Here is a 20,226-nt window from a genome sequence, read left to right as displayed (position 1 = left end):
GCTATGCGCGTCACCAATTAGTACCCTACTTTTTATTTGCTGCGCCCTCGCCAGCGTGCAGATCGCTCTCTGGCTCGAACCAGGCAAGTTTCTGGTGTAGTTTCACGACTTCACCCACGATGATGAGTGTCGGCGGGATGAGATTGGCGGAAGTGGTGAGATCGGGAAGTGTCTCCAGCGAACCGGTCAGTACGCGCTGTTTATGAGTGGTTCCTTGTTGCACGATTGCGGCTGGGGTTGTAGCCGGCAGACCATGCGCTATCAGTTGGCGGCATAATACGGGCAATCCAAGCAACCCCATGTAGACCACAATAGTCTGATGTGGCCGCGCCAGCATCGGCCAATCCAGATCCACGCTCCCGTCCTTGAGATGGCCGGTCACAAAAACGCACGACTGAGCATAGTCGCGATGCGTGAGCGGGATACCGGCATAGGATGCCGCCCCCGTTGCCGCCGTGATGCCCGGTACGACCTGGAAAGGAACGCCCTGGCTGGACAGGGTTTCGATTTCCTCGCCGCCACGGCCAAAGATGAACGGATCGCCGCCTTTCAGCCGCAGCACGCGTTTGCCTTCTTTCGCCAGCCGTACCAGTAACTCATTAATGGATTCCTGTGGCATGACGTGCTTGCTGCGTTCCTTGCCGGCATAAATGCGGAGCGCATCGCGGCGCACCATATCGAGTACTTCGGGCGAAACCAGGCGGTCATACACCACCACGTCCGCTTGCTGCATCAGGCGCATCGCTCGAAAAGTCAGCAATTCGGGATCTCCCGGCCCGGCGCCTACGAGATAAACTTCTCCCTGCATCTCTTCCCCGGCCTCTCTCTTTCCTGAGCCGTCAGCCTCGTTTTCCAGCAGGCGCTCCAGATAAGCCCTGGCCGCCTGATCCCGGCCGGCAAAAATCATCTCGGCAAACGGTCCCTGCAGTGCACCTTCCCAGAATCTGCGCCTTTTCTCGGGGCGCGCGAAACTTGCTTTCACCCGATCGCGGAACTCCGCTGCGTAAGCCGCAAGACGTCCATATGCCGCGGGTATCATGGTTTCGAGACGGGCTCGCAGCAATCGTGCCAGCACCGGGGATGCACCCCCGCTCGAAACCGCGACTATAATAGGCGCCCGGTCTATGATCGATGGCATGATGAAAGAGCATAAAGCGGGGGAATCGACTACGTTGACCGGAATATGCAACCGCCCGGCGGTCTCTGACACCTTCCGGTTGACTATGGGGTCGTTGGTAGCGGCAATGACCAGCGCGGCATCATGCAGATGGTCTGCATGGAACGTCTCGGCGCGATAGATAATCCTGCCCTGCTCAAGTTGCTCGCGCAGTGCCCCATCGAGTTGTATTTGCAGATCCGCGCCGAGCTGTGGAGAAACCAGCGTGATATGTGCACCCGCGCGCAACAGCAACGTAATCTTGCGTGCGGCCACTTCGCCACCGCCGATCACCACGCAGTTACGGTTTCTGATGTTGAAAAAAATCGGTAGGAAATCCATTTGTTCCATTTGAGTTCGACGACTGTATCCTCGTACTTTACCTGAAAATGCGTATTAGATGAGCTAACCGATAAGTTAGATCTATAGCTGCCGGTACGAGAACTCCCCCGAAGAAAGACTTTATCGTTTCTGGGCGTTTTGGGCGATAAGCCATTTTAAGCATATGGAACCGGCGCGCCCATGGTTCAGGAAAACTTCGCTTTCGCGGAAAGGATGTTGCTGCTGCTTGATTGCTGATTTACAGCTATCGGTCTTGTGCGCACGCCTCCGGCTGAAATACAAGCTCCGCATTCTTTTTGATTCTTTTCCGAGGTTCATTTTTCATACCCTTCCTTATTTGCTATGATGCGTCTCTTGCTTCGCGCGAACCGGTTTCATGCTCAACATTGATTTACATTGTCATTCCACGGCTTCCGACGGCTTGCTGACGCCCACGCAGCTGGTGGAACACGCGGCCACGCAGGGGGTGGCGGTGCTGGCGTTGACCGATCACGACGATGTGGCTGGATTGGATGAAGCCCGTCGGGCTGCGGTCGAGAAAAACATCATCTTTATCAATGGGGTGGAAATCTCCGTTAACTGGCGCGGCCAGACCCTGCACATTGTCGGGCTTGGCATAGACCCGGAACACCCGCAACTCGCGCAGGGCCTGACTTCGATACGCGAGGGCCGGACGGTGCGAGCCGGCAAAATCGCGGCGCAGCTCGACAAATTCGGCATTCACGGCAGTTTTGAAGGCGCTTGCAAGAATGCCGGCAATGGGCACCTGATAGGTCGGCTGCACTTCGCACGTTTTCTGGTCCAGCAGGGTTACGCCAAAGACGTCAGATCGGTCTTCAAAAAATATCTTGTCAAGGGCAAACCCGGGTATGCACCGCATCAGTGGGCACCCTTGAGCGACGCCATCGATTGGATACGCAACAGCGGTGGCAGAGCTGTGATTGCCCATCCTGGCCGTTACAAACTGGGCAAGGGTGCATTGGACGAGCTGCTGCTTGAATTTCGTACCCTTGGTGGAGAAGCGATCGAGGTCATCACCGCCAGCCACACGCCGGAACAATCCTTGCTGTTCGCGCGCCATAGCCAGCGGCTGGGTTTATTGGCTTCGCGCGGCTCGGATTTTCATGGACCGGGCGAGAGCTATTTCGATCTGGGCCGGATGCCGCCACTGCCTGATTACTGCAAGCCGGTATGGCATGACTGGAAAGTGGCGGCATAATGGGTGAGTTGTATGTTCGCCACGCTCACTACAGATGCATATTCGGAAGATGCAATGACATCTCAGCGACTTTTGTTTGCGTCCTGGCGGTCGACAATTAGTAATTGGACCTGCCTGAAGCATACGATTTTTTACGGATGCCCTAAAATTATAATTAAAAACTGTTTCTCACGTGGCCCAATTCTTTTCCATTCACCCGGCTAACCCTCAGGTACGCCTGATACGGCAGGCGGCAGCTATCGTACGCGCAGGGGGTGTCATTGCCTACCCTACCGATTCGTGTTATGCGCTGGGGGGCCAGCTGGGCGACAAGAACGTCATGACGCGCATTCGCGCCATTCGGCAAGTGGGTGAAGACCATCACTTTACCCTGATGTGCCGCGATCTGGCCGAAATTTCCCGTTACGCAAAATTCGATAATCGCGAACACAGGCTGCTCAAGGCCAGCACGCCCGGCAGTTATACTTTTATCTTCCAGGCGACGCGAGAGGTGCCGCGCCGCTTGCTGCATCCGAAACGCAACACCATCGGTGTGCGGATTCCCGATCATCCCGTGGTTCAGGCGTTGCTGGCGGAGTTGGATGAGCCGTTGTTGAGTTCCACCTTGATATTACCCGGGGATGAGCTTCCCCTGAATGATGCGGAGGAAATCCGCGCGCGGCTGGAGCACCATGTCGAGCTGGTGCTGGACGGCGGCGCATGCGGTCTGGAGATGAGTACCGTGGTTGATTTGACCGGGGAGACGCCGGAAATCACCCGGCAAGGCAAGGGCAGCCTTGAACCTTTCGGAAAGATACATGGATAGCATCATCCAGAGTATTGCCATTTATGCACTGCCGGTAATTTTTGCCATTACGCTGCATGAAGCCGCGCATGGGTATGTGGCCAAGCATTTTGGCGATCTCACCGCCTATTCACAGGGACGCGTCAGCCTTAATCCGCTGCGGCATATCGATCCCATCGGTACAATTCTGCTTCCCCTGGTAACGCTGTGGCTGGGCGGCATCCTGTTTGGCTGGGCCAAGCCGGTACCGGTCAACTTCGCGGCATTGCGCCGCCCCAAGCAGGATATGCTCTGGGTAGCATTGGCTGGGCCGGGTGCAAATCTTTTCATGGCGTTGGTGTGGGGGTTCATGATCAAGGTTGGCCTCGACCTGCCTGAGAGCGATCTCTCGACGCCCTTGATTTTGATGGGCGAAGCGGGTATCAAAATCAATGTGGTATTAATGGTGCTGAATCTGCTGCCTCTGCCGCCGCTGGACGGGGGCCGCGTGGCGGTAAGCCTGCTGCCACCCCATTTGGCGCAGCATTTTGCGAAAATTGAACCTTACGGTTTTATGATACTCGTGCTGCTTTTGATGACAGGCATATTAGGTGCGGTGATCGGACCTTTTATCGCCATTACGATACAGTTGGTAGCGTGGGTATTTGGATTCGAAGTGTAGTGAACGGTTGACCAGGAATTCTGGCCAAGGATAATTGAGGGTAAGTAAAGTATGTTCGCTGATCGGGTTTTGTCGGGGATGCGTCCCACCGGTGCCCTGCATTTGGGGCATTATCACGGCGTGCTGAAGAATTGGGTAGAGCTGCAGCACCAGTTTGAATGTCTGTTCTTCGTTGCCGACTGGCATGCTCTCACGACTCACTACGATACACCGGAAGTGATCGAGCAACATGTCTGGGATATGGTGATAGATTGGCTTGCTGCAGGCGTGGACCCGGCACAGGCAACATTGTTCATCCAGTCGCGTGTGCCGGCACACGCCGAACTGCATTTGCTGCTTTCGATGATTACACCGCTGGGTTGGCTGGAACGCGTGCCTTCTTATAAGGATCAGCAGGAAAAATTGTCCGAGAGGGAACTGAGCACTTACGGCTTTCTGGGTTATCCCCTGCTGCAAAGCGCGGATATTCTCATTTATCGCGCCACGCGCGTGCCGGTGGGCGAGGATCAGGCGCCGCATATCGAGTTTACCCGCGAAATTGCCCGTCGCTTTAACCACATATATGGCAAGGAAGCGGGATTCCGCGAGAAAGCGGAGGCGGCAATAAAAAAACTGGGTTCAAAAAAATCCAGGGTCTATCGTGAGTTACGAAATCGCTACCAGGAGCACGGCGATCAACAGGCGCTAGCCGCGGCGAAATCATTGCTGGACGAGCAGCAGAATGTGAGCCTGGGTGACCAGGAGCGATTATTCGGATATCTCGAAGGTGGCGGAAAAATGATTCTTTCCGAACCGGAAGTGATGCTCACTCTCGCTTCAAAAATGCCGGGGCTGGATGGACAGAAGATGTCCAAATCGTACAATAACACCATCAGCTTGCGGGAGGATCCCGCCAGTGTGATAAAGAAAATTCGCACCATGCCGACGGATCCGGCACGTGTCCGGCGCAGTGATCCTGGCGACCCCGCCAAATGCCCGCTGTGGCAATTCCACCTGGTCTATTCGAGCGAGGAGACCAAAAAATGGGCGCAGGAGGGTTGCGTAAGCGCCGGTATCGGCTGCCTGGACTGCAAGCAACCTGTCATCGATGCGATATTGGCTGAACAGAAGCCCATGCATGAACGCGCCCGGATGTATGAGGAAGATCCCAGCCTAGTGCGGAACATCATCGCCGATGGGTGTGAGAAAGCCGATAGACTGGCTCAGGAGACTATGCGGGATGTCAGGGAAGCGATGGGGCTGGATTACTCTTGAGAGCGTCTCAGCGACTTTTCATGGGTCGATGTAGTGTCTGTAGCGAGATGGAATAGCAAGCACATGCAGAGCGCGTGCGGATATTCAAAGTGAACGATTCTTCTTACCCTCCCGTCACTAATTCGGTTGCGAAGATCCATGGTGAACCGCTGGCCGAACTGCCTTCGGATTTGTATATCCCGCCGGATGCGCTGGAAGTATTTCTCGACACCTTTCAGGGGCCGCTCGATCTGCTGCTTTATCTTATCCGCAAACATAACCTGGATGTGCTGGATGTTCCCATGGCGGAGCTCACGCGGCAATATATGGGCTACATCGAAATGATGCGGGCTAATAAACTGGAGCTGGCGGCGGAATATCTCCTGATGGCTGCGGTTCTGATTGAAATTAAATCCCGTATGCTGCTGCCGCTGCCTGTTTTGCTGGCTGAGGAGGAAAGTGACCCGCGCGCCGAACTGATGCGGCGCCTTCTGGAATACGAACAAATGAAAGTCGCCGCGCAGAGGCTCAATGAGTTGCCGCAAGCCGGACGTGATTTTACGGTAGCTGGAATCCAGATTGATCAAGCGGTGATTGAGTACTTGCCGGATGTCAGCGTTGATAATCTTCGCGACGCCTGGCTTATGCTGATGGCGCGCTCCAATGTGAATCGGCGGCACCATATCACTCGGGAAGAGCTTTCGGTTCGGGCCCATATGAGCCGGATTCTGCTTCAATTACAGGGACAGAACTTTGTCGAGTTCAACGAATTGTTCAATTCTGCTGCCGGGGTGCCGGAATTGGTGGTAACTTTTCTAGCGCTGCTGGAACTTGTCAGGGAAAACCAGGTGGAGGTAAGTCAGCCTCGCGCTTTCGGGATTATTTATGTCAGGCCAATCAGTGCCCTCATCGCCAGTTAGTATTGCAGAGGCGTCCAATCCTCGGGGAATTAAACAAATTCTGGAGGCGGCGTTACTTACCAGCCAGGACCCGTTACCGTTAGCGGAACTGAAGAAGCTATTCAATGGGGAACTGAGTGCGGAAGTTCTGCGTCGATTACTCGAAGAGTTGCGCCAGGACTGGGATGGGAAGGGAGTGGAACTGGTGAGTATTGCCGGTGGCTGGCGCTTCCGTACCCGGCCGGAGATGCAGGAATTTCTTGACCGGCTTAACCCCCAGAAACCGCCGCGATACTCTCGTGCTGTGCTGGAAACGCTTTCCATCATTGCGTATCGCCAACCGGTAACACGTGGCGACATCGAGGAAATACGAGGTGTTGCTGTCTCGGGGCCTGTGCTCAAGGCGCTGGAGTCGCGTGGCTGGATAACAACTGTTGGACATCGCGACGTCCCCGGTCGACCAGCCTTGTACGCAACGACAGCGGGTTTTCTCAACGATTTGAATCTGTGTGCCATCGAGGAGTTGCCACCCCTGGAAGAATTGGGATCGTTGATCGAACCCGAAGGCGCCATGGAAGTGACGTCGGATCAAGTCCCCGCTGCCCCCCCGAGCCCTACCGCGTCAGGGACGCCCCTTTTGCAAGCTTCGCCGGTATCACAAGCCCCACCAGTCCCTCAGGCGGCCCCGGCGCCTAAGGCGGGTGAGCAAAAATAACTTTTGCAACGGGCGCTTGTGAGCGCCAAGCCACCGAACAGCGGAACCAGCCGGTGCTGATCAATGCACATGATCCCCCGGCGGAGGCAATATTTCCTTTTCCCGATTAAGCTGAGCGACCTGCTGCATCAGCATATCGGTGCTGGACCAGCCCGGGCCATCCGCATCCGGAATCCAGCGCGCACGCAGATAACCGAAGCGGTCCACCAGGAACTCCATGTGCGGCGGCAGCGTGCCCTCCCCCAGCAGATCAGCCTTGTTCAACGTACGCCGAAACAGCTTATAGCTCTGCACGATCTCGTGCGCGCCGTCGATCACCAGCGGTAAGGACACATTATCCTTGATCTGCTCCAGCTCGTGCGAATCCGGGTCATCCTCCGGCACCACCAGCAACACCGTATTGGCCGCGGCCAGCCTGGCATCGAAATCGCGCAGCTGCGCCAGCCGCTCACGCGACTGCGGCCACGAGAACAGCACCAGCAGCACATTCTTCTTGCCGCGGAAATCCTTCAGGGTACCGCTGGAACCATCCTGCGCGGTATAGGAGAAATTGGGCGGGCCCATGCCGGGCTGCGGCTGTTCCGGCTTGACCTGCGGGCTCATCAGGCGTGCCTGGTAGCCGCGCGACATGGCGTGCAGGAAATTGACCACGTCCCAGCGGTCCTCCTCCGAGAGCCTGTCGGCGAATTCGGGCATGCCGGTGCCGGGAATGCCGAAGGAGAGCCAGTGGAAGAAGTCGCCGGCGGTATGCTTGGCGGTGTGCGGCTCGGTGAGCATGTCCACCGGCGGCTTGGCGAAGCTCTTGGCCATCACGCCGTTGCCCTTGCCCTGGGCGCCGTGGCAGGGCACGCAGTTCTCGGCAAAGTGGGCCGAGCCGTTGGCGATGGAAATGGTATCGAACGGCACCGGCGTCTTGCGGTAGGTTTCCGGGTAGGCGTCCACCGCCAGGGGCGGCAGGCCCACGCCCAGAGCCACGGCAGCCAGCAGGAGCGGAATGCCCAGGCGGCGCTTCATGTCCCACTTTCGGCTACGCCCGAACGCGATCGCCGCGCCGGCGGCGGCCAGCAGCGCCAGGCCGCTCCAGACGCGCAGCATCACGCTCGGATCGCCCCAGGTGGCGGCCAGGGAGAAGCGGAAGGAGTAGGGCCAGTTCTGGATGATGGCGTGCTTGGCCGGAACGGTATTGGCCACGATGGTGGCCAGCAGTACGATGCCCAGCGCGATGACGAATTCGAAGCTGACCCACTTGCGCAGCCGGTGCCCACCGGCCGCGGCCAGGCCATCGGCGTGCTGGGCCAGCAGCGGCAGCCAGCTGCGCGCGCGCGCAGCGATGACGAGCACCACCAGCAGCAGGGCGATCTTGCCGTTGAGCAGCCAGCCGTATTCGGTGGCGACCAGGGCGCTGTAGCTGCTGTCGACCATGCGGTAGGTAATGAAGATGCCGGTGGCGATCACCGTCAGCATGACCGGCAGGGCCATGGTGGAGAAGCGCTTCAAGGCGAGCGCGTCGGCTGTGGCCGACGCTTCGCGCGCGTGGAACACGGCGTGGATGCGCTGGATGGCGGCTGTCTGGATGCCGGCGCGCCCGCCGCTTTCCTGCCCGGGCGGCACTTCGGTGCAACTGAAACAGACTACCAGGAAGGCCGGCAGGGCGCCGAACCAGACGCTGGCCATGATGATGTGCAAGGCGTAGGGCAATACGGACAGGAAGGACAGGTCTTCGGCGGCGGCATGGCTGGCGAGTGCGCCCACGGTCAAGGTGGCGGAAGCGACGGTGGCGCACAGGATGTATTGCCATCTTGCCGGGGGGGAGACGCGGATATAGAGGGCGATGGCGCAGACGAGCGCGGCGCAGGCGGCGCGTCCTGCCCAGACGTGTCCCATGTGGGTATTCTGCACGAGTGCGAGCCAGGCCTGCGGATGCCAGGCGTTGGCGTCGATGCCGGTGGCCTGGGCCGTGGTGGTGGCGAGGATGCCCATCAAACCGGCCAGGAGGATGAGCGCAAGCCAAGGCAGCGCCCGCTCCAGGCGGCCCACCCAGGGGGAATGGATGGAGCCGGCAATGGCCAGGAAGACGCAGCTTCCGACCAGGATCATGTTGGACGCAAGCTGTGACCAGCGCAGCAGCGTCGCGATGACCTCGATCATTTGGCGGGTGTTTTGCTCTTTACGGTGAAGTCGTAGGACGAGTCAACCACGTGGCCGTCCACCGACAGCACCCGGAACTTTACCGTGTATTTGCCGGGCGCGAGTTGCGACAAGGGCAATACGATGGCTCTGCGGTCGTCCTCGGCGATGTGCGGCCGGATGTCGGTGACCGGAGCCTTGGCTGCGTCCAGCACGGTAAGCGAGGCATAGTCCTTTTCGATTTCTTCGTTGAACCAGAGCCGTACCTGCGTGGGGGTCTGGGTGAGCTGCGCCCGGCGCGGCGGTTCGGCCTTGACCAGCATGGCGTGCGCCAGGACGGGGGTGCTGTGCAGCCCTGCCCCCAGTGCCATGAGCAGGATACTGCCCATCATGACCTGTTTGAGGGAGGAAATCATGATCGATTGCATTCTTGGCTCCTCTTCGTGTGCCACGCCACGAGGGTGGGTGGGCAGATTGATCTTTTCTGTCTTTTTTGGCTTTTTATCCGGACCATATTATTGTTATCTGAACCTGTTACTTGGACTGTATGGCTGCGGTTTGGTTCGGGCGCTGCCCCGGCGGCAATCGCCGCCGGTCATGGTCATGCCGCCGGTTGGCTGCTTCTCAGGCGGCACCGGCAGTGGTGGATTTACGCCCGCGCAGGAAGAAGACGCCGGCACCGACCACAATGACGGCGATGGCGCCGATGAGATAGGGCGAGGTGCCTTTGGGTTCGCCCACGGAGAAGGGGAAGCGCGAGACGTACTCCTCCTTGCCGGCGACGGTGACCAGGCCTACGAATTTGCCGGGCTGGTGAAAGTCGTATTCGAAGTTGATGGAGCCGTTGGGGTAGACCTTGGCCGGGATATGCAGCAGGGTGATGGCGTCCAGGTTTCCCTCCGCGCCTGCGGCCGCACCGGTATCGCGGATGATGCGCACTTCGGTGGGCAGGGGCCGCAACGCTTCTTCAATGTAGTCGAGGGCGACGACGGTGCGGCCGACGGCCGGGATGTCTTCGCAGAATTCTTTCTCCTGGGTGCTTTCCGGCTGGTAGCCGGTAAAGTGCATGGTATAGGGGCCGATGGTGAGTTTGCAGATGTCGTCGGCCAGGGAGAGTCCGCCGTGGGCGTGCACTTGGGTGGACAGCGGCAGGGCCAGGCCCAGCATCAGGCCCAGGAGGGCGGGTTTGAGAGAGGGTAAGGACATTATCAAGGTCACCTATAAGAAATGATGAATCGTCGATCCTACGGCCCGATACTCAGGTTGCCGCCGGGGCTGCCCGGGTTGTCCGGGTTGTCTTTGTTTCGTTTCGTTTTGTCGTTTTCGTGGTCTACGGGCGGCGCGAGGCACGCCAGCGCTGCATGCGCTTGGATTTCATGAGCTTGTATCCCAGCAGGATCAAAAGCAGCAGGGCGATCAGCGGCCCGACCGCGGTGCGGAATATGTTCGCGTAGTTGATCATCTGTACCCGCAAGGGGTACTGGTAGCGCAGGGGAGGCAGGCCTTCGGCGGTGATGATGATGGTATAGAGGCCCTGGTCCAGGCTGGTCTCGCCCTTGATCACGCCGTCGGGGTGGTAGCTTGGCCGCAGGTAGCTTACGGTCTCGTCGTCGGTTTCGCTGGTGCCTCTGACGACGCGCATGCCGATGGGCATTTCGCGCAGGGCCGGGTCGATCAGGTCGACTACCAAGTAGGTGTCTCCGCTCTTGGGGATTTCGGTGCAGTATTGGGCGCTGGGCTCAAATTGCGGCTGGTAGGCGCTTAAGTGCACCATGTTCTCGCCAATGCGGCGCACGCAGCTGTCTTCTTCCAGCGAGACTTTTCCGTGCGCGCCTGCCGCGCCGGCATAGAGCGCCGCGGTCAGGATGAGCATTGCCTGTGTTACTTGCCTAATCACAAACGGGTTCTCTCCGCGTTGTTCGTTGTTACGAAGTTACAGGATCCACTGTTTCAGCTAATCGCCACTTGGGCGGGCTTGCCGTTCGTCCGCGGGCGGGAGGCCTGTGGGCTGTCGTCATGCCGATGCTGCTTTGCTAATTCTACTATTTTTATGCTGCATAAAAAACACCGATCCACCTTTCCGTCTGGCGACGGCGGCGGACCGGTGTCAATGCCTTGCGGGACGGGGCTAGGCCTTGTGTCCCATGCGGCTTAGAGCTTGGTGAAGACCGGTATGACGGCGCCCGCTATGCTGTTGATGTTGCGATCGCCACTGTCGTTCCATGTCATGAGCAATCCGCCAAATCGGCTTTCCGGGTCGCCCAGCAAGGCCATGAGCCGCTGTACTTCCCACAGTGCGTCTTTCGCTTCCATCTTCACTTCACGGGTCTCGCCCGGCTGTATCGGGGTCTCGTTGTCAAACGATAAGCCGGTGGCCACGAGTTCCTTCGGATAGTTGCGGTCCATGTGCTTCAAGCCCACTTTGTTGATGAACCGGATGCCGGCCGTGGTGAATTCGCCAATGCGGTAGGCTGAATCGCCGCTGTTGGTGACGCTCATGGTGACGCGCAGTGCCCGCCCCGGTACGTCGTAGTTGGCGTGGGTCACTTTGATGGAGATGGGGTTGGGTTTCACCGGCAACGGGGCAACCTTGGATTCACCCGCCTGGATGGGCACGGTGTAGGGATGCTTGTTTTCGGTGTAACGGTAGCCGCCCCATACGAGTCCAATGGTGGCAAGCAGTACGATCCAGGCCACTTTGGTGTCCATCGGGTCCAGCAGCAGTTCGTCGCCGTAGGCCAGCAGTACGCGGCTGCGCGGCAGGAACATGGGCCGGGCAACGTAGTAGCCGATCCAGAAGATGCCCAGTCCCATCCACAGGGCGTGCCAGAAGAGGCCGTTGCCCAGGTTGAAGGTTTCGGTATCGATGGTCTCGCCTGTCAGCAGTTTGACGGGGTTGGTGAAGTCATCCCAGCTGCCGGTGATGTTCATCCAGGCGGCGGGGCCGGCAATCGGGCCTGCATCCTTGATGTTCAGCATGGCGTGCATGTGATGGCGACCCGGGATGCGGGCTTTGAGCCTGACTTCGAAGGCGTAGTCGCGTCCGATTTCGAGCGGGCCTGCAATCATGGTCGGTTCGCCGTTCAGCTTGGTGGAGAGGCGTACGAACACGGGGCTGGGGCTGCCGACGTTGAAGAAGGCGCGGCCCGGTTTGCCAACAGCACGCGGCCAGTCTTCGGCCAGGTGAAATTTGCCGGTCATGCTGGCCAGGTCGTTCACTTTGGTGGTCTCAGGTCCCCATTTCATGTCGTACCACTGGATGGTACGCATGCGCAGGAAGGGTTCCTGGGACCGTTCGCCGTGGGCCTGGGCCGGGGTGACGTCGAGCATGAAGGTCATGCCCAGGGCTGCCATGCCGCACAGGCCGGTCAGGCTGCGCTTGATGAGGTTGTTGAATTCCATTATTTGATCCCCTCGGGAAAGCCTTCTTCGCCAAATGCGGTGACGTCGTTTTTCATGGTGACGCGGCCACGGGCTCCTTTGACGTAGAAGAATGCGGTGCAGTAAAGTTTGCCGAAGTACCACCAGAGGCAGAACATGAGCATGGAGACGAAGGCGGCAAAGAATGAGGCGATGACGGTGGTGTGGCCGCCAAAGGTTCTGAGTGAGCCTTGTTCGATGTTGCGTACGTACTCGGGGGTGCCGGTGCGAACGTACAGGAAGCCGGTGTAGTCAGCAACCGACAACAATACGCCTTCGGCTACCAGCGGCAGGTGGGTCGGGCCAAAGATGGGCCAGTTACCCGGGTAGAACAGGAGTCCGAATGCGCCTCCGCCAACCAGGGCTGTGATCATCCAGTTGCGGGTGAGCAGCATGACGGTGTCCATGACCAGTGCGCCCGGTATCATGGTGGAGGGGAAGACGAAGCTGATGGGGTAGTGCGACCACCAGTAGAAGCCCCAGTAGCGGGTCAGCCATTCGCCGGTCAGCAGGCAGACGACGCAGAGGGTGGCGCCAAAGGGCAGCCGGTAGTTGACCCACAGGTAGTACATGATGGCGGCGCAATAGGTGATGCCCACGATGGGGGTCACTACCGGCCACCATTGGCGGTCTTTCCAGTCCAGCCAGAAGTCCCAGTCGCCTGCCAGCAGCATGAAGTGCATGTGGTAGGTTCCAACCAGGAGGATACATAGAATCGGGAAATATACCGCGTCTATCATCCTGGACATCTTTACTGCTTCCGGCGGCATCTTGGCCGCCTTCAGTATTTCATCGGTTCTGCTCATCGCACCCTCCCCTCAAATGTCTACGATCTTAATACGTGAATGATGTGTTGCTGTTGCGTGTTGCTTGGTGCTGCTTGTCCTCTTTCCGCCCCAGCTTGTTTTTTTTGGGCTGGGTCTTTGTTCGCCGCAGCGGCGGTAGCGGCGGGCCGCTCTGCTGTCGGGTTGCGGCGGCAGGGCGGCCCAAGGTTCCTCAGGGTTCCTCGAGTCCGGGTGGTGCCGAATCAAAAAGACCGGCTGAACTTGGGTTCAGCCGGTCTTTCAGGTTACGGTACGATCCGGTTGTTGAGGATGACTTTGCTTTGGCCATTCCAGACGACGTCGGTCAGGTTGGAGTAGCGGGTGATGATCTGTGCTGCAATCCCGCCTGCAAACAGTCCCGACCAGCCCAGGATGACGAAGCCCCAGTGCAGCGGTGCGCTGAAGAGTTCTTCCATGAACCAGAAGGCATGACCCCATTCGTTCAGACCTACGTTCGGCAGGATCATGAGCGGTCCGGCAATGGCCATGACGAGCGGGAACGAGGTGCCACGGGAGTACAGCGGCAGGCGGGTCATGGCGTACAGGTAGCTTGCCACGCCGCAGACGATGTACATGGGGAAGGAGCCGTAGAATACGACTACGTGGCTGGGGGTGAAGCTGGTGTCGCGGATGATGACCTGGTGCCAGGAGGCGTCCTGCTCGGTGAAGAAGCTGCCGCCCCAGTAAACGCCAAACAGGTAGACGCCAAGCCACATCATCCAGTAGAAGTAACGCTTGACTTCCAGTTTGGGGTCAAGGTTGTCCAGGTTGGTGTCGCGGGTCTTCCAGATCCAGCCCCAGGTGATGAGGGCAAAGATCGGCATGACGATCATGTGGACGCGCCACAGTCCCATCCATACTTTTTCAAACTCGGGTTCCATGGAGTCCATGCCGTGCGAGTAGGCGAAGGTCCGTTGATACCAGACCCAGAATATCGCTACCAGCAGCATGGTGATGAGCCCGAATTTGTACCACCTCGAGTCATACCACTCCGACATGTCGTAGTCCCGGCCGCTTGCCTTGGCGTGACCCGACGTTCCTAGTGTTGTTGCCATGTTGTTTCCTCCTGTTGCCTTGTTTCGTTGATCAAGTGCTGCGCGCTCTACCAGCTTGTCCTGCCCCTCTGTTCCTGAACTACTCCATGCCGGTAGAAGCTTCGATAATTTGTTGCTGTCCTTCTTTCCTTCAATCTGGTGTTGCTCGTTATGTCTGGTTTACTGCTCAATGCTTCGGGTGTTGCTCGATACTTCCGGTGTTGCTTAGGCTGCTGGTGTTGCTCGATACGGTCCAACGTGTTTCATGTGTTTCTCTATGCCTGCGTTTCTGAATACGGTGTTACCAATACGTTACATACCCATAACCCCATAAAGACTATCCCCGAAGATGCCCTAAGTCAAGCAGTTTGTCGGGACTACAATAGAGCATCTTGTATAGCAATTTCCATGCCAAATTTGTGGGGGTTTACATACATTCTTCGCTCATACTGATCTTTATTTGAAACTTAAAAAAAGTAAAATTTTGAATTCAGTCTGTTACCGCAAAACTGCATAAGTAGCATCGGCTCAGCTTCTGCTACGGTCGTGCATTGTTATTTCCGCAAGCATATCCCGTGCCAGCATTTATATATATTTGATATCAATAACTTGTAACTTATTCTCGAATTTTACGCAAATAGCTGTAAAAAAATCCGACATTTTAAGTAAATAGCTAGGCATGGATGAGCCTTGAATACCGCTTTTCATGCCGCGGATCATATTCGCCTTGAATTGTTCCAAGTACGGTATGCTTTGATATGCTTTGTTTGGATGTGCGCGCAACGATTGCAATTTTTCTGGCCTCCTCTTGATCTCTGTAGACCGCCAAAACAGGCTACCAAAAACCCCATGGACGAGAAACGAGCAGAACAGCATTGAATGCGCGTAAAGGTTTTATTTATCAAGCAGGCTGGACGGATCTCTGCTCAATGTTCAAGTTGCCATTGCGCCGAATCAGCAAGAACCTGACATGCTGTATTTCCACGATTCTTGCACGCCAATAAACTCAAGCTCGTTTTCAATACACTCCTACCCGCATGCCCATCGTACGCGTCGCGCTTGATGTTCCCCTGAATACTCTATTCGATTATCTTGCACCGGATACCGAGATAACGGCGCAAGATATCGGCAGGCGCGTGCGCGTTCCCTTCGGAAGAAATACGAAGACTGGGTTGATCATGGAAGTGACTACTCACTCTTCTGTGGACCCCCTCAAGCTCAAGCATATTACGCATATATTTCGGGATATTCCCTCTCTGTCCCCGGCATTGCTTGATCTATTTCATTTCTGTAGCGAGTACTATCATCATCCTCTGGGGGAGGTGGTCATGAATGGACTGCCGACCCGGTTGCGCAGCAATAAACCTTTTACCCAAAATTTTCCATCTGCATTTCACTATTGCCTCACCGCAGCGGGGCACGCCGCCGACACGTCAGCGATTCCGGCCCGCAGTATCATCAAACGAAGACTTTTAGCAAAACTGAGAGAATCGGTTGCAATGACCGGCAGTGAGGCAAAGCAATTCTCGCAGCGGGCTCCCCAGGCCCTGAAGGAACTGGTAGCGCTTCGGTGGGTTGAAGAAATAGCCGTTACGCCTTTCGAAACTTCGGCTTCCGGTGCCAAAACAGCGCCGGTGCCCATCCTTACCCCCGCGCAGCAAAATGCCATCGATGTGATTGCTCCGAAAATAAGTGCGTTCAACGCGTGGCTGCTGCATGGGGTTACCGGCAGCGGGAAAACCGAGGTATACCTGCGTCTGATTTCGCTGCTGTTGCAACAAGCGCGGCAAACACTGGTGCTCGTTCCTGAGATCAATCTGACACCACAGTTGGAGGCCGTCTTCCGTGCGCGCTTTCCCGCAGTGAAGCTGGTAAGTCTCCATAGCGGGCTCAGCCCTTCCGAACGTGCAGCCGGCTGGCTGCAAGCGCAGCAGGGCGATGCGGAAATAATATTGGGCACTCGCCTGGCGGTATTCACGCCATTGCCAAAGCTTGGGCTGCTGATAGTGGATGAGGAACAGGACGCCTCATTCAAGCAACAGGATGGCTTGCGCTATTCTGCGCGAGACGTCGCTATCTTTCGTGCCAAGTATGCCGGTGTGCCGGTAATACTTGGCTCCGCCACCCCGTCGCTTGAAAGTTATTACAACGCCATGTCCGGCCGCTATCTCCGGTTAGGGCTGCCGTCGCGTGCGGTGAAGAACGCCGTCCTGCCAATGGTCCGCTGTATCGACACCCGAGCTGTAAAAACCAAAGAAAGCTTTTCCGAGCCCGTGATCGCCGCTCTCGAGAAGTGCCTTTCGTTAAATCAGCAAAGCCTGGTTTTCATAAACCGGCGTGGTTATGCGCCGGTGCTGCTATGCAAGTCATGCGGATGGACGGCGGTCTGTCACCGCTGCGCCAGCCGCCTGGTCGTGCACCTGCGCGAGAAAAAATTGCGTTGCCACCATTGCGGTCATCAGGAACGATTTCCCGGTTTCTGCCAGGAATGCGGGGATCAGGACATTGCCCCCTTCGGGCATGGCACCCAGCGGGTGGAGGCTGCGTTGATCCAACGTTTTCCCGACGCTCGAATCATGCGCATAGATCGCGACAGCACAAGCCGAAAAGATGCTTGGGGGCGAATGCTGAAAGACATTCAGGAACATCGCGTCGACATTCTGGTTGGGACGCAAATTCTCGCGAAGGGACACGATTTTCCTAATTTGTCCCTGGTGGTCACCCTGAATTCAGATGCCTCGCTGTTCAGTACGGATTTCCGGGCCTCGGAGCGCCTGTTCGCGCAGTTGATGCAAGTCGCGGGCCGAGCCGGACGTGCCGATATACCCGGAGAAGTACTGATTCAAACCGAGTTTCCGGACCATCCGCTGTATCACGCACTACGGCAGCATAATTATGACCTGCTCGCACAAACGCTGCTGGAAGAAAGAAAGACGGCGGGGTTCCCACCATTCGTCTATCAGGTTTTATTGCGCGCCGAAGCGCCCAGAATCGATGCCGCGCTGGATTTTCTCGCCAGCGCGGCATCGATAGCGAAGGCACCAAAGCAGGTTGAAGTATTCGATCCGGTTCCGGCACAAATGTCACGCCTGAAGGGAATGGAACGCGGCTATTTACTAGTACAATGTAGGTCGCGTAAAAAATTGCAGGAATTCCTTGCCGGATGGCGGATAAAACTCGACGCACTTCCCAGCTACAAAGTGCGATGGACTCTGGACATAGATCCGCTTGAGTTCTGAACCCGAATGATCTTTTTTACCACCACCCCAAGAAACATTCCTGCGAAACACTCTTTGATGACCTTGTTACGGATACCAGAGATCACAGATTCCCACGTGCTTCGACGTCGCGGATGGCTATAGAAGGTCCCGGGCAGGTCTTTTGATTTATACTCGTCATTTTTCAATCCCCTATAACGAAGAACGGCCTGGCAAGGCTATGCATTTCCTTGCACTTCCATCCTGATGAGCGAAACAATGGCAGCCTCAAAAAAGACCAATACATCGGTTGAAAAAAACATGAACACATGGTCGGGCCGATTCAGCGAACCGGTTTCCGAGTTAGTGCAGCGCTACACCGCCTCGGTGAGTTTCGACCGGCGCCTGGCGGAATACGATATTCAGGGATCTCTTGCTCACGCCCGGATGCTCGCAGCGGCAAACATTATTGACGCGGATGACCTGGCGGCTATCCAACTTGGCTTGGGCCAGATCCGGGAGGAAATCCGCTGTGGCGAATTTGTCTGGCTGCTGGAACTGGAGGATGTACACCTCAATATCGAGAAACGCCTGACTGCCCTCATTGGCGATGCCGGAAAGCGGCTGCATACGGCACGATCACGCAATGATCAGGTGGCTACCGATATACGTCTCTATTTGCGCGCTTCAATCGACGACATTATCAGCCTCATCCACGCGATGCAGCACGCCTTGCTGGATCTCGCAGAAAAGCATACCGATACGGTAATGCCGGGTTTCACGCATTTGCAGGTGGCGCAGCCGGTCGTCTTCGGCCACCATCTCATGGCATATTTTGAAATGCTGAGGCGCGATGTCGAACGATTATCCGACTGCCGAAAGCGCGTGAACAGATTGCCGTTGGGCGCGGCCGCGCTGGCCGGGACCAGTTATCCGATCGACCGTGATGGGGTGGCGCAAGAACTGGGGTTCGACGGCGTTTGCGAAAATTCGCTGGATGCGGTTTCCGATCGGGATTTTGCCATCGAGTTCTGTGCCGCTGCGGCACTGATCATGACACATCTGTCCCGATTATCCGAGGAACTGATTTTATGGATGAACCCATCGTTCGGCTTCATCGATCTCGCCGATCGGTTCTGCACCGGTTCGTCCATTATGCCGCAAAAGAAAAACCCCGATGTGCCGGAGTTGGTACGCGGCAAGACGGGGCGCGTCAACGGCCACCTGGTTGCACTGCTTACCCTGATGAAGGCGCAACCGCTCGCCTACAACAAGGATAATCAGGAAGACAAGGAACCCTTGTTCGATACGATAGATACGCTCACTGACACGCTGCGTATCTATGCTGACATGCTGACAGGGGTTCGTGTCAACCAGGATGCAATGTATAAGGCCGCGATGCGTGGTTATGCCACCGCGACTGACCTGGCGGATTACCTGGTGAAAAAAGGGCTGCCTTTTCGTGAAGCGCATGAAACCGTCGCGCAGGCAGTGCGCTTTGCCGATAACAGCAGGCGGGACCTGGGCGCGCTTACCCTGCTGGAGTTGCAACAATTCTCGCCGCTCATCGAGGATGACATCTTCGCTGTGCTGACCCTGGAAGGTTCCGTCAACAGCCGCAACCATATCGGCGGAACGGCGCCGGCACAGGTAAGCGCGGCCATCGCCCGCGCAAGGAAATGTCTATCCTGATACAGCGGCCCCTCAAGCGGCCACCTGCTACTTATGCCTGCCTGGTCTGAAATCTCGGCACAGATCGCTCGCTCCACCGGTATTCCTTTCGCCGTCGAAACCATTTCTTCCGTTGGTGGCGGATGTATCAATCAAGCGCATCGGATCGAAGGCAACGGCCAGCGATTTTTCGTCAAACTGAATAATGCCGAAAGCCTGGCGATGTTTGATGCGGAAGCAGCAGGCCTCCAGGAAATCTGCAATACCCGCGCGTTGCGCGTTCCCATGCCGATATGCTGGGGGAGAAATACATCCGAGGCATGGCTGGTGCTGGAATATCTGGAGATGGGCAGGGCTTCTCGCGGCAGCGCGGCAGCCCTGGGCGCGGGGCTTGCCGCCATGCATCATTTCACTTCCGGGAAATTCGGGTGGACGCGCGATAACACGATCGGCGCCACCCCGCAAATCAATCAATCCTGTGCCGACTGGATTGAATTCTGGCGTAGACACCGCTTGGGTTATCAATTGCGGCTCGCCGGCGTTAATGGCTACACCGGAAGACTACAGGCGCAGGGCGAGCAACTGTTGGAGAAGCTTCATTTCTTTTTTCCAGGACCGCAACCAGTTGCGTCACTATTGCATGGCGACTTATGGAGCGGCAACCATGGCTTTGATGACGCAGCCCAGCCAGTGCTATTCGACCCGGCTGTATATTATGGCGATCGCGAGACGGATATCGCCATGACCGAACTTTTCGGCGGTTTCTCCAAGGCGTTTTATGCCGCTTATCGGGAAGCCTACCCACTTGACGCCGGCTATGAAACGCGTAAAACGCTTTATAACCTCTACCACATACTGAACCATCTCAATCTGTTTGGCGGCGGCTATCTCCATCAGGCACAGCAAGCGATCAGCAGACTGCTTGCCGAAGTCAACTAAACGTT

17 protein-coding genes are annotated in these 20,226 nt (G+C 57.0%); 9 read left to right on the top strand and 8 right to left on the bottom strand.

Going from position 1 to position 20,226, the window contains the following annotated elements; all coding sequences use genetic code 11:
- Positions 1-25 precede the first annotated feature (25 nt).
- Positions 26-1,498 (bottom strand): siroheme synthase CysG, encoded by a 1,473-nt coding sequence (gene cysG, locus F822_RS10670; protein WP_025042232.1) that lies wholly within the window; start codon positions 1,496-1,498, stop codon positions 26-28.
- A gap of 376 nt (positions 1,499-1,874) precedes the next feature.
- Between cysG and F822_RS10660 the strand changes: the two genes are divergently transcribed.
- The 6 genes from F822_RS10660 to scpB all read left to right on the top strand — a co-directional run bounded on the left by F822_RS10660 (position 1,875) and on the right by scpB (position 7,009).
- Positions 1,875-2,717, top strand: a complete 843-nt coding sequence (locus tag F822_RS10660; RefSeq protein ID WP_025042230.1) for a 3',5'-nucleoside bisphosphate phosphatase — start codon at positions 1,875-1,877, stop codon at positions 2,715-2,717.
- A 172-nt stretch (positions 2,718-2,889) separates the two neighbouring features.
- Positions 2,890-3,522 (top strand): L-threonylcarbamoyladenylate synthase, encoded by a 633-nt coding sequence (locus F822_RS10655; protein ID WP_025042229.1) that lies wholly within the window; start codon positions 2,890-2,892, stop codon positions 3,520-3,522.
- Positions 3,515-4,162 (top strand): site-2 protease family protein, encoded by a 648-nt coding sequence (locus tag F822_RS10650; protein ID WP_025042228.1) that lies wholly within the window; start codon positions 3,515-3,517, stop codon positions 4,160-4,162. Before F822_RS10655 ends, F822_RS10650 begins: the two co-directional genes overlap by 8 nt.
- A gap of 51 nt (positions 4,163-4,213) precedes the next feature.
- The gene (locus F822_RS10645) at positions 4,214-5,416 is read left to right on the top strand and encodes a tryptophan--tRNA ligase (protein WP_025042227.1); all 1,203 of its coding nucleotides are present in this window, start codon (positions 4,214-4,216) and stop codon (positions 5,414-5,416) included.
- A gap of 89 nt (positions 5,417-5,505) precedes the next feature.
- Positions 5,506-6,315, top strand: coding sequence for a segregation and condensation protein A (locus F822_RS10640; protein WP_025042226.1), 810 nt, complete (start codon positions 5,506-5,508; stop codon positions 6,313-6,315).
- Positions 6,281-7,009, top strand: a complete 729-nt coding sequence (gene scpB, locus F822_RS10635; protein ID WP_025042225.1) for an SMC-Scp complex subunit ScpB — start codon at positions 6,281-6,283, stop codon at positions 7,007-7,009. The genes F822_RS10640 and scpB overlap by 35 nt, the downstream gene beginning before the upstream one ends.
- Positions 7,010-7,069: 60 nt before the next feature.
- Here the strand turns inward: scpB and F822_RS10630 are convergent, their stop codons facing one another.
- The 7 genes from F822_RS10630 to F822_RS10600 all read right to left on the bottom strand — a co-directional run bounded on the left by F822_RS10630 (position 7,070) and on the right by F822_RS10600 (position 14,435).
- Positions 7,070-9,157, bottom strand: coding sequence for a CopD family protein (locus F822_RS10630; RefSeq protein WP_025042224.1), 2,088 nt, complete (start codon positions 9,155-9,157; stop codon positions 7,070-7,072).
- On the bottom strand, positions 9,154-9,564 hold the full coding sequence (locus F822_RS10625) for a copper resistance CopC family protein (RefSeq protein ID WP_025042223.1): 411 nt from the start codon (positions 9,562-9,564) through the stop codon (positions 9,154-9,156). The genes F822_RS10630 and F822_RS10625 overlap by 4 nt, the downstream gene beginning before the upstream one ends.
- Positions 9,565-9,760: 196 nt before the next feature.
- Positions 9,761-10,342, bottom strand: a complete 582-nt coding sequence (locus F822_RS10620; protein ID WP_036576873.1) for a hypothetical protein — start codon at positions 10,340-10,342, stop codon at positions 9,761-9,763.
- 124 nt (positions 10,343-10,466) lie between these two features.
- Positions 10,467-11,009: a hypothetical protein gene (locus tag F822_RS10615; RefSeq protein ID WP_231623408.1), complete on the bottom strand. Its 543-nt coding sequence runs from the start codon at positions 11,007-11,009 to the stop codon at positions 10,467-10,469.
- 278 nt (positions 11,010-11,287) lie between these two features.
- Positions 11,288-12,538, bottom strand: a complete 1,251-nt coding sequence (locus F822_RS10610) for a methane monooxygenase/ammonia monooxygenase subunit B (protein WP_025042265.1) — start codon at positions 12,536-12,538, stop codon at positions 11,288-11,290.
- Complete coding sequence (locus F822_RS10605) at positions 12,538-13,362, bottom strand: methane monooxygenase/ammonia monooxygenase subunit A (RefSeq protein ID WP_025042266.1); 825 nt, start codon at positions 13,360-13,362, stop codon at positions 12,538-12,540. The genes F822_RS10610 and F822_RS10605 overlap by 1 nt, the downstream gene beginning before the upstream one ends.
- Positions 13,363-13,625: 263 nt before the next feature.
- A complete protein-coding gene (locus F822_RS10600; RefSeq protein ID WP_053111335.1) occupies positions 13,626-14,435 on the bottom strand; it encodes a methane monooxygenase/ammonia monooxygenase subunit C in 810 nt (269 codons plus the stop codon).
- A gap of 1,016 nt (positions 14,436-15,451) precedes the next feature.
- Here F822_RS10600 and F822_RS10590 point away from each other — a divergent pair.
- The 3 genes from F822_RS10590 to F822_RS10580 all read left to right on the top strand — a co-directional run bounded on the left by F822_RS10590 (position 15,452) and on the right by F822_RS10580 (position 20,221).
- Positions 15,452-17,653 carry a primosomal protein N' gene (locus F822_RS10590; RefSeq protein ID WP_025041648.1) on the top strand — a complete coding sequence of 734 codons (2,202 nt, stop codon included), beginning with the start codon at positions 15,452-15,454 and terminating at the stop codon, positions 17,651-17,653.
- 237 nt (positions 17,654-17,890) lie between these two features.
- On the top strand, positions 17,891-19,303 hold the full coding sequence (gene argH, locus F822_RS10585; RefSeq protein ID WP_025041649.1) for an argininosuccinate lyase: 1,413 nt from the start codon (positions 17,891-17,893) through the stop codon (positions 19,301-19,303).
- 33 nt (positions 19,304-19,336) lie between these two features.
- Positions 19,337-20,221, top strand: coding sequence for a fructosamine kinase family protein (locus F822_RS10580; protein ID WP_025041650.1), 885 nt, complete (start codon positions 19,337-19,339; stop codon positions 20,219-20,221).
- Positions 20,222-20,226 lie beyond the last annotated feature (5 nt).

The organism is Nitrosospira briensis C-128, assembly GCF_000619905.2.
Classification (GTDB): Bacteria; Pseudomonadota; Gammaproteobacteria; order Burkholderiales; family Nitrosomonadaceae; genus Nitrosospira; species Nitrosospira briensis.
This window is presented reverse-complemented; position numbering and strand designations above follow the sequence as displayed.